General features: G+C 69.6%; 10 protein-coding genes. 7 read left to right on the top strand and 3 right to left on the bottom strand.

What is annotated here, in order from left to right; genetic code table 11:
• A partial coding sequence (locus VFF46_RS26190; RefSeq protein WP_325039873.1) for an aminoglycoside phosphotransferase family protein occupies positions 1 to 837 on the bottom strand: 837 nt, incomplete at its 3' end.
• An 87-nt stretch (positions 838 to 924) separates the two neighbouring features.
• Between VFF46_RS26190 and VFF46_RS26185 the strand changes: the two genes are divergently transcribed.
• Positions 925 to 1548, top strand: coding sequence for a flavin reductase family protein (locus tag VFF46_RS26185; RefSeq protein WP_325039872.1), 624 nt, complete (start codon positions 925 to 927; stop codon positions 1546 to 1548).
• Here the strand turns inward: VFF46_RS26185 and VFF46_RS26180 are convergent.
• Positions 1524 to 2513 (bottom strand): hypothetical protein, encoded by a 990-nt coding sequence (locus VFF46_RS26180; protein ID WP_325039871.1) that lies wholly within the window; start codon positions 2511 to 2513, stop codon positions 1524 to 1526. The genes VFF46_RS26185 and VFF46_RS26180 overlap by 25 nt on opposite strands.
• A 147-nt stretch (positions 2514 to 2660) precedes the next feature.
• On the opposite strand from VFF46_RS26180, the gene VFF46_RS26175 reads away from it, so the two are divergent.
• Positions 2661 to 3170 carry an acyl-CoA thioesterase gene (locus VFF46_RS26175; protein ID WP_325039870.1) on the top strand — a complete coding sequence of 170 codons (510 nt, stop codon included), beginning with the start codon at positions 2661 to 2663 and terminating at the stop codon, positions 3168 to 3170.
• A 29-nt stretch (positions 3171 to 3199) separates the two neighbouring features.
• On the opposite strand, the gene VFF46_RS26170 is transcribed toward VFF46_RS26175, so the two are convergent.
• On the bottom strand, positions 3200 to 3817 hold the full coding sequence (locus VFF46_RS26170) for a TetR/AcrR family transcriptional regulator (RefSeq protein WP_325039869.1): 618 nt from the start codon (positions 3815 to 3817) through the stop codon (positions 3200 to 3202).
• A 38-nt stretch (positions 3818 to 3855) separates the two neighbouring features.
• Between VFF46_RS26170 and VFF46_RS26165 the strand changes: the two genes are divergently transcribed.
• Genes VFF46_RS26165 through VFF46_RS26145 form a run of 5 tightly spaced genes read left to right on the top strand, consistent with a single transcriptional unit; the run spans position 3856 to position 7110 of the window.
• Positions 3856 to 4911 (top strand): DMT family transporter, encoded by a 1056-nt coding sequence (locus VFF46_RS26165; RefSeq protein WP_325039868.1) that lies wholly within the window; start codon positions 3856 to 3858, stop codon positions 4909 to 4911.
• A complete protein-coding gene (locus tag VFF46_RS26160) occupies positions 4799 to 5212 on the top strand; it encodes a MarR family winged helix-turn-helix transcriptional regulator (protein WP_325039867.1) in 414 nt (137 codons plus the stop codon). The genes VFF46_RS26165 and VFF46_RS26160 overlap by 113 nt, the downstream gene beginning before the upstream one ends.
• Position 5213: 1 nt before the next feature.
• Positions 5214 to 6461 carry a glycoside hydrolase family 3 N-terminal domain-containing protein gene (locus tag VFF46_RS26155; protein ID WP_325039866.1) on the top strand — a complete coding sequence of 416 codons (1248 nt, stop codon included), beginning with the start codon at positions 5214 to 5216 and terminating at the stop codon, positions 6459 to 6461.
• Positions 6458 to 6793 (top strand): YidH family protein, encoded by a 336-nt coding sequence (locus tag VFF46_RS26150; RefSeq protein ID WP_325039865.1) that lies wholly within the window; start codon positions 6458 to 6460, stop codon positions 6791 to 6793. The genes VFF46_RS26155 and VFF46_RS26150 overlap by 4 nt, the downstream gene beginning before the upstream one ends.
• An 8-nt stretch (positions 6794 to 6801) precedes the next feature.
• Positions 6802 to 7110 (top strand): DUF202 domain-containing protein, encoded by a 309-nt coding sequence (locus VFF46_RS26145; protein ID WP_325039864.1) that lies wholly within the window; start codon positions 6802 to 6804, stop codon positions 7108 to 7110.
• The last annotated feature ends 88 nt before the right edge of the window (positions 7111 to 7198 follow it).

Raw genomic sequence — 7198 nt, 5'->3', positions numbered from 1 at the left:
GGTGGAGGTGGCGGTGGAGGTGGCGGACGTGGCCGGGGGAGTGGATGTGTGGTGTCGGGAGAGGGATCGGGTGTGGTGGAGATAGGTGGGGAGGAGGGTGGCTACCTGGGTGAGGGGGAGTTTGGCGAAGTCCATGGCGGGTGGGGCCCAGGCGGCGTCGCCCCAGTCGATGAGGGCACGGAGGGTGTTGTCGGGGCCGGCGAGAAGGTTGTGGGCGGCAACGTCTCCGTGAATGAGGACCTTCGAGCCGCCGGAGTCGATGCGTTCGGCCAGGCGGGTGAACCAGCCGGTCAGCCAGGTCGCGGTGCCGGGATCGATGTAGCCACGGTCGGCGAGGTCGTCGATCGTCTTCCACGGATCGCCCCAGCCGTCCTCCGGAACCTCGAGAAGGTCGGCTGACCGAACGTCCGGCAGGGCGCTCGGCTGGTGCCTCGGCGCGTTGGTCGGCGGGCTGACCGGCGGGTTGGCCGGGGGTGGGGTGGGGCGTTCGAGCTGGTGGAGGCGGGCGAGTTGTTCGGCCAGGCCGGTGGGAGTGCCGGTGGGCTCGGTGCCGTGGATGCGTTGCATCACGGCGTACGGAGCGTTCAGGAGCCGGCGGTCGGCGTTGTACTCGACGATGGCCGGGGTCAGGACGCCGACGGAGCGGGCGGCCGGCACGACCTGGGTCTCCTTGCGCAGGTCGTCCTCGTACCCGGCCCGGCTGACCCGCAGGAACAGGTCCTCCCCGAGTACGAAGGCCCGGTTCGCCACGCCGCCGGCGACCTCCCGCACCTCCCCGGGCCTGACGCCGTGCCGCCGGGCCACCTCGGCCACCCGATCCAGGAAGTCGTCGCTCAATCCACAGCTCCGTCGTTCGCGCGGACCGCCGTCCCGGACACGAGAGGTGGGTACGGCGGCATTCACCGAGTTTGATGTACTGCGGGCGTGCGTGTCGATGTGAATCCGGAGACCGCCGGACGCCGGGAGTTCTATGCACTGCTGAACTCCGTGGTCGTCCCGCGGCCGATTGCGTGGGTTTCGAGCCGGTCGGCCGACGGAGTGCTGAACCTGGCGCCGCACTCCTTCTTCACGGTCGCGTCCGTGCAGCCGCCGATGGTCCAGTTCACCTCGGTCGGCCGCAAGGACAGCCTGAACAACGTCGAGGCGACCGGCGAGTTCGTGGTGAACTTCGCCGCCGAACCGCTCTACGAGCAGGTGAACGCGTCCGGGACGAACTTCCCGCCGGAGGTGTCGGAGTTCGAGGCCATCGGGGTCACCACGGAGCCGTCCCGGACGGTCGCCGTACCGCGGGTCGCGGAGTCGCCGGTCGCGCTCGAGTGCACGCTGCACACCACGCTGCCGATCGGCGACTGCACGCTGGTCATCGGTCAGGTCCGGCACCTCGCGATCGACGCCGCAGTACTGGACGGCAACCATCCGGACGTCCATCGGCTCCGGCCGCTCGCCCGGCTCGGCAAGGACGAGTGGAGCACTCTCGGTGAGGTCCGTGAGATCTCCCGCATCCGCTACGCCGACTGGCCTGGTCATTTCGCACCTCCCGGTCGTTGAGAATCGTCGTCGTCACAGCGCTGCTCGCGGATCGCGAGCTGTCGCACGAGTGCCCCGAACTCGGCCGACGGCCGCAGGGATGTCTCGTCGGTCAGCGGGACGGTGGCGCGGTGCCAGACCAGCTCGGGAGTCACCAGGTAGACCTCCGGTGACAGCGGCCCCGGGTCGCGGGCGTAACCGCGGGCCGCGAGATTCACCATCAGGCCCAGAGCCGGGATGACGCCGAGGTCCTCGATCACGTGCAGGATCAGGGTGTCGCGGGCAGGCAGGGCGGCGAGCACGCCGAACGGTGCATCCGGCACCTGAAGGCTGTCGCGCAGCACGGTGTCGAGGACGAGCACGCGGGACGCGGCATACCCCGAGCCGTTGACGAAGGCGAGCCGGATGTCGTGTTCCTCGACGAGGGTCACGTCGTCCTCCAGGCGGCGGAGGTTGGCGAGGCCGAACCGGTCGGCCTCCGGCCAGCTGAGGCCGAAGTCGGAGGGCTGCAGGAACATCGTGATCAGGCCGTCCTTCTCCATGGACGGCACCGAGATCAGTCCGGGCAGGACGTCGGGCCGGTCTACGGTCCACTCGGCCGGCAACGAGTCGCGGGCCACGATCCGCTGGATCAGGTCGCGCTCGGGATCGGCGGGCACCGCTGAACCCGCCCGGTACTGCTCCAGGACGACCTCGACGTGTTCCGCGACGAGCTCCGGCCAGCGGTCCTCCTCGAACCGCCCGACGGTGCGGGCGAGGTTGCTGAGCCCGAGCACAGGGTCGTCCGTGGACCGGTCGACCGGCACCAGTGCCGAGCCGCCGCGATAGGTGAGGGAGAGACCGAGGTCGGCGGCAGCGGTCAGCGCGAGTTGCACCATCCGGTCGGCCTGCCGCCGGGTCAGTGGTGGCAGCATCGGGTCGGGGAGGCCCGGATGGTCGAGGCAGTAGTTGTTGCCGTGGGCATGTTCTGTGGTGTCGACAGGCATCGCGGGCCTCCAGATCGGCGGAGCTGCGGGGGAAGTCGGCAGAGAAGGTACGAGGATCGGGCCTGCCCGGAACCGCTGATCCGAACCTGTGGACAACCGGCGGATACGCTGCGCCAGTCCACGCCGGAAGTTCGAAGGAGCACCTGTATGTCCAGCAGTCCGTCGTCGCGGCCGACCTCGGAGACGCGGCTGTCGCTGTCGCACATCACCGCGCAGAACGAGACGAACCTGCTCGGCACCGTGCACGGCGGGGTGATCATGACGCTGGTCGACTCGGTCGCGGGCGTGGTCGCCGCGCGGCACTCCGGCGGGCCGGCGGTCACGGCGTCGATGGACGAGATGGTGTTCCTGGTCCCGGTCCGGGTCGGCGACGTCGTGCACTTCAGCGCCCAGGTGAACTGGACCGGGCGCAGTTCGATGGAGGTCGGCGTCCGGATCGCCGCCGACCGCTGGGACGCGGTCGGCCCGCAGGTACACGTCGCGTCGGCGTACCTGGTGTTCGTGGCGGTCGACGAGAACGGGCAGCCGCGCGAGGTGCCGCAGGTGCAGCCGGTGACCGACGAGGACCGGCGCCGGCTCCGGGAGGCGGAGATCCGCCGCAGTCACCGGCTCGCGCGGCGGGCCGCGATCATCGCCTCCCGCGAGAACGACCACTGACGATCAGGCGGAAGTTCCCCGGCGACGAGCTAGCGCGGCCAGGCCGCCAGTAGGTCGGCAGCTGCGCGGGCGGCGACCTCCGGTGCGGAGGTCATCGCCGCGACTCGGTAGCTGACCAGGGCTCCTTCGTGGAGGAGTAGGAGGCGGTCGGCCAGCTCGCCCGGATCGGTGAAACCGGCGGCACGGGCCTGGGCCTCGAACTCCGCACGAAGCCACTGCTTCTGGCCGACGATCACCGGCATCGCGGGATGGTCCGGCGCGGCCAGCTCGACGCTCGCGTTGATGAATCCGCAGCCGTTCCGCGACCCGGCCAGCCAGTCCGTCAACGCCGCGAACAGCGCCAGAATCATCGCCTCGGGCGTCGCCGGTTTCCGCTCCGCCAACTGGTCGTCCAGGAAGCGGTGCCAGGTCCGGTCACGTTCCTCGAGGTACGCCGCGATCAGCCGGTCCTTCGAGCCGAACCGGTCGTACAGCGTCTTCTTGGTCACGTCCGCGGCCGCGGCGATCGCGTCGACACCGACGGTCCGGATGCCCTGCTCGTAGAAGAGGGTCGAGGCGGCCGCCAGGATCCGCTCGCCGGCAGGCGTCAGTCGCGGCGCCGCGGGCACCCGGCGATCCACGAGCAGTCTCAGCTGTTGGTCGAGCATACTGACAGTATACCGACCGGTGTGGTTACCGTCTCCCCATGAAGGTTCTGAGCTTGGCCGCGGGCGCCGGTTTCGTGGTGTTCTGGAGCTGCGGCTTCATCGGCGCGCGCTGGGGAACGGAGTACACGAACGCCTTCGATCTGCTCGCCTGGAGGTTCCTGGTCGCGGGCGCGATCGCCGTCGTCGTACTGGCCGTCCGGCGACCGCGGATCTCCCGGCGCGATCTGGCGACCCAGGTGTGGATGGCGTTCCTGACCCAGTTCGTCTACCTCGGCCTGATCTTCACCGGGATCGACCACGGCATCACCGCAGGCGTCACCGCGCTGATCGGCTCGCTGCAGCCGATCCTGATCGCAACCGTCGCCGGGCCGCTGCTCGGCGAACAGGTCAGCCGTCGCCAGTGGCTCGGCCTGGTCCTCGGTCTGGTGGGCGTCGGCCTCGTTGTCGCCGACGACCTCAGCGCGGGCCATGGTTCGCCACTGCTGTTCCTGGTACCGATCGGTGGCCTTCTCGGGCTGGTCGCCGGCACCGGCCTCGACCGTCGGAGACTGCCGAACACGAGCTCCCTCGACGCCCTCGCCATCCAGAGCCTCACGTCGGCCGTGCTCTTCACTGCGTTGGCCGCAGCGACCCACCGGCTCACGGTGCCGAGCCAGCCCGGCTTCTACGGCGCCGTCCTCTGGCTGGTCCTGCTGGCGACCGGAGGCGGTTGGGGTCTGTACCTCGTGAACCTCAAGCTCTCCGGCGCGACGCGGATCAGTTCGCTGCTCTATCTGGTCCCGCCGACCACCATGCTGTTCGCGTTCCTGATCTTCCACGAGACGATCGGCGTCCTCGCGGTCGTCGGCATGTTGATCTGTGCCGCCGCCGTGCTGCGGATCCGGATCGGCGAACAAGTACGCTGCGGGGATGGCGGAACCCCGGTGGCTGAATCAGACGGAAGCGCAGGCGTGGCGGGCGTACATCGCGGCCCAGCGGGTAGTGAGCAGCCGGATCGAGCAGCAACTGCAACGCGACGCCGGCATTCCGCACACGTACTACGAGATCCTCGTCCGGCTGTCCGAGGCGCCGGGCAACCGGCTCCGGATGAGTGAACTCGCGGTCGCCACCCTCGGCTCCCGCAGCCGGCTCTCGCACGCGGTCAACCGCCTCGAGCAGAACGGCTGGGTACGCCGCGAGGGGATCGAGTCCGACCGCCGCGGCCAGGTCGCGATCCTCACCGAACTCGGCCGGCAGAAGCTGGTCGAGACCGCGCCCGGGCACGTCGAGGAGGTCCGCACGTCGATCTTCGACGCGCTCACCCCCGAGCAGGTCGAGCACCTGTACGACGTCTGCGCGACGCTGGCGCGGCATTCCGGCGACACCGTGGACCGCGCGGCGTGGGAGCGGACCTGAGATGAGACGCCCGGTCGCGCTGATCGCGCTGACTGCACTCGTCGTCACCGGTTGCGGAGGCAACGGTTCCCAACCGACAGCAGGTCCGAGCACCATCCCGTCGTCGACTGTCCCGACGACACAAGAACCAAGCAGCCCCCCGGCGACAACCACGCAGAGCCCGACCCAGAGCCCGACCCAGAGCCCGACGCAGACTCCGACCCAGGCGCCGAGCTGTGTCGACCAGAAGCTGCAGGCGCTGACCCTCCGCGAGCAGGCCGGCCAGCTGATCATGACCGGCATCAACGGGACCGGTATGACCTCCGCCCAGCGCGCCGTCGTACGGCAGCAGAAGTCCGGCGGCGTGTTCCTGGTCCGCAACGGCGGCAGCTTGGCAAGCACCCGGGCAGCAACGAGGGCGGTGAACTCGGCCGCGACCGTCGAAGGCGTCCGCCCGTTGATCGCCGCCGACCAGGAGGGCGGCAAGATCCAGCGACTCAGGGGCGCTGGGTTCGACCGTATCCCGGCCGCGACGGTCCAGGGCACCTGGTCGAGTTCGAAGCTCACCGCACAGGCCCAGGAGTGGGGAAGCCAGCTGAAACACGCCGGCGTGAACGTGGACCTCGCGCCGGTGGCCGACGTCGTACCCGCGTCCCTCAAGTCGCAGAACGCGCCGATCGGCCAGCTGGACCGTGAGTACGGCGACACGCCGCAGCAGGCGGGTCAGGGCGTCACGGCGTTCGTCCAAGGCATGCGCAAGGCCGGGATCGCGACCTCGGTCAAGCACTTCCCGGGCCTCGGCCGGGTCCGCGGCAACACCGACTTCGCGTCCGGCGTGGTCGACGACGTCACGGTCCGCGGTGACGCGGACCTGCAGCCGTTCGCCGACGGGATCAAGGCCGGTACGTCGATGGTGATGGTGTCGACCGTGACGTACAGCAAGATCGACCCGAAGAACCGGGCGGTGTTCTCGCCGACCGTCATCCAGGGCATGGTGCGCGGCGACCTCGGCTGGCAGGGCGTGGTGATCACCGACGACGTCGGCTCGGCCGCGGAGGTGAAGTCGGTGCCGGCGGGCGAGCGGGCGACCAGGTTCGTGGCGGCCGGCGGCGACATCGTGATCAACGCCGAGTCCGGGCTGACCGCGACCATGGTGAGTGCGCTGGTCACCAAGGCGCAGCAGGACAAGTCGTTCGCCGCGAACCTGACGAGTAGCGTGCGGCGTGTGCTGACTCTCAAACAGGACTTCGGTCTGGTGACCTGCGGATGAGCGAGGAAGAAGAGCCCGACTACCGCTTCACCCTGGCGAACGAACGCACCTACCTGGCGTACCTGCGTACCTCGCTGGCCTGCTACGCAGGCGGCCTGTCCGCGGTGCAGTTCCTCGACCTCGGACCGGACCGCTGGCCGGCCAGGATCATCGGCATCGTGCTGGTCCTGACCGGAATCGTCACCACCGCCGGGGCGTTCCGGCGCTGGCAGCTCAACCTGACCGCGATGCGCCGCGGCGGTGCGCTTCCGGCGAGCCGGCTGCCGCTGATGCTCGGGGCAACGATCGCGACGGTCGGCCTGATCGGGCTGATCTTCTCCCTCTGGCGATAAGTGTGGCGATGAGCACACCGGATCCAGGACGTCAGCCGGAGCGGACCCTGCTCGCGTGGCGTCGTACGGCGCTCGGACTGATTGCCAACGGCATCCTGCTGCTTGCCTCGGGCCACGGCTCGTCACAGGTCCGGACCGGGCTCGGGATCGTCGTTCTCGTGCTGTCATTGGGCTGCTGGACCGCGGTCAGCGCTGTCTACCGCCGTACCAAGGGTGGCGCGGTCCATGCCCTCGGGCATCAGCACGTACTCCGGGTCGCGGCCGGTCTGGTCCTCGTCGTCGGGCTTTTCGACCTGTACGCCGTGATCACGCGGTGAAACCGATCGGTCACCAACCGTATATCGGGCCCCGGACCAGTTCATGACGACGCGATACGTTGACCCGGCGGATGCCACGTCAGCGGTC

It is taken from the genome of Kribbella sp. (genome assembly GCF_035655035.1).
GTDB lineage: Bacteria > Actinomycetota > Actinomycetes > Propionibacteriales > Kribbellaceae > Kribbella.
The sequence above is the reverse complement of the archived record's forward strand: the minus strand, read 5'-3'. Positions and strand labels throughout refer to the sequence as shown.

Bases quoted from the DNA above. Each gene is read 5' to 3' on its own strand.
- VFF46_RS26180 (WP_325039871.1), bottom strand. From the start codon at position 2,513: ATGCCTGTCGACACCACAGAACATGCCCACGGCAACAACTACTGCCTC.
- VFF46_RS26175 (WP_325039870.1), top strand. From the start codon at position 2,661: ATGTCCAGCAGTCCGTCGTCGCGGCCGACCTCGGAGACGCGGCTGTCG.
- VFF46_RS26170 (WP_325039869.1), bottom strand. From the start codon at position 3,817: ATGCTCGACCAACAGCTGAGACTGCTCGTGGATCGCCGGGTGCCCGCG.
- VFF46_RS26165 (WP_325039868.1), top strand. From the start codon at position 3,856: ATGAAGGTTCTGAGCTTGGCCGCGGGCGCCGGTTTCGTGGTGTTCTGG.
- VFF46_RS26155 (WP_325039866.1), top strand. From the start codon at position 5,214: ATGAGACGCCCGGTCGCGCTGATCGCGCTGACTGCACTCGTCGTCACC.
- VFF46_RS26150 (WP_325039865.1), top strand. From the start codon at position 6,458: ATGAGCGAGGAAGAAGAGCCCGACTACCGCTTCACCCTGGCGAACGAA.
- VFF46_RS26145 (WP_325039864.1), top strand. From the start codon at position 6,802: ATGAGCACACCGGATCCAGGACGTCAGCCGGAGCGGACCCTGCTCGCG.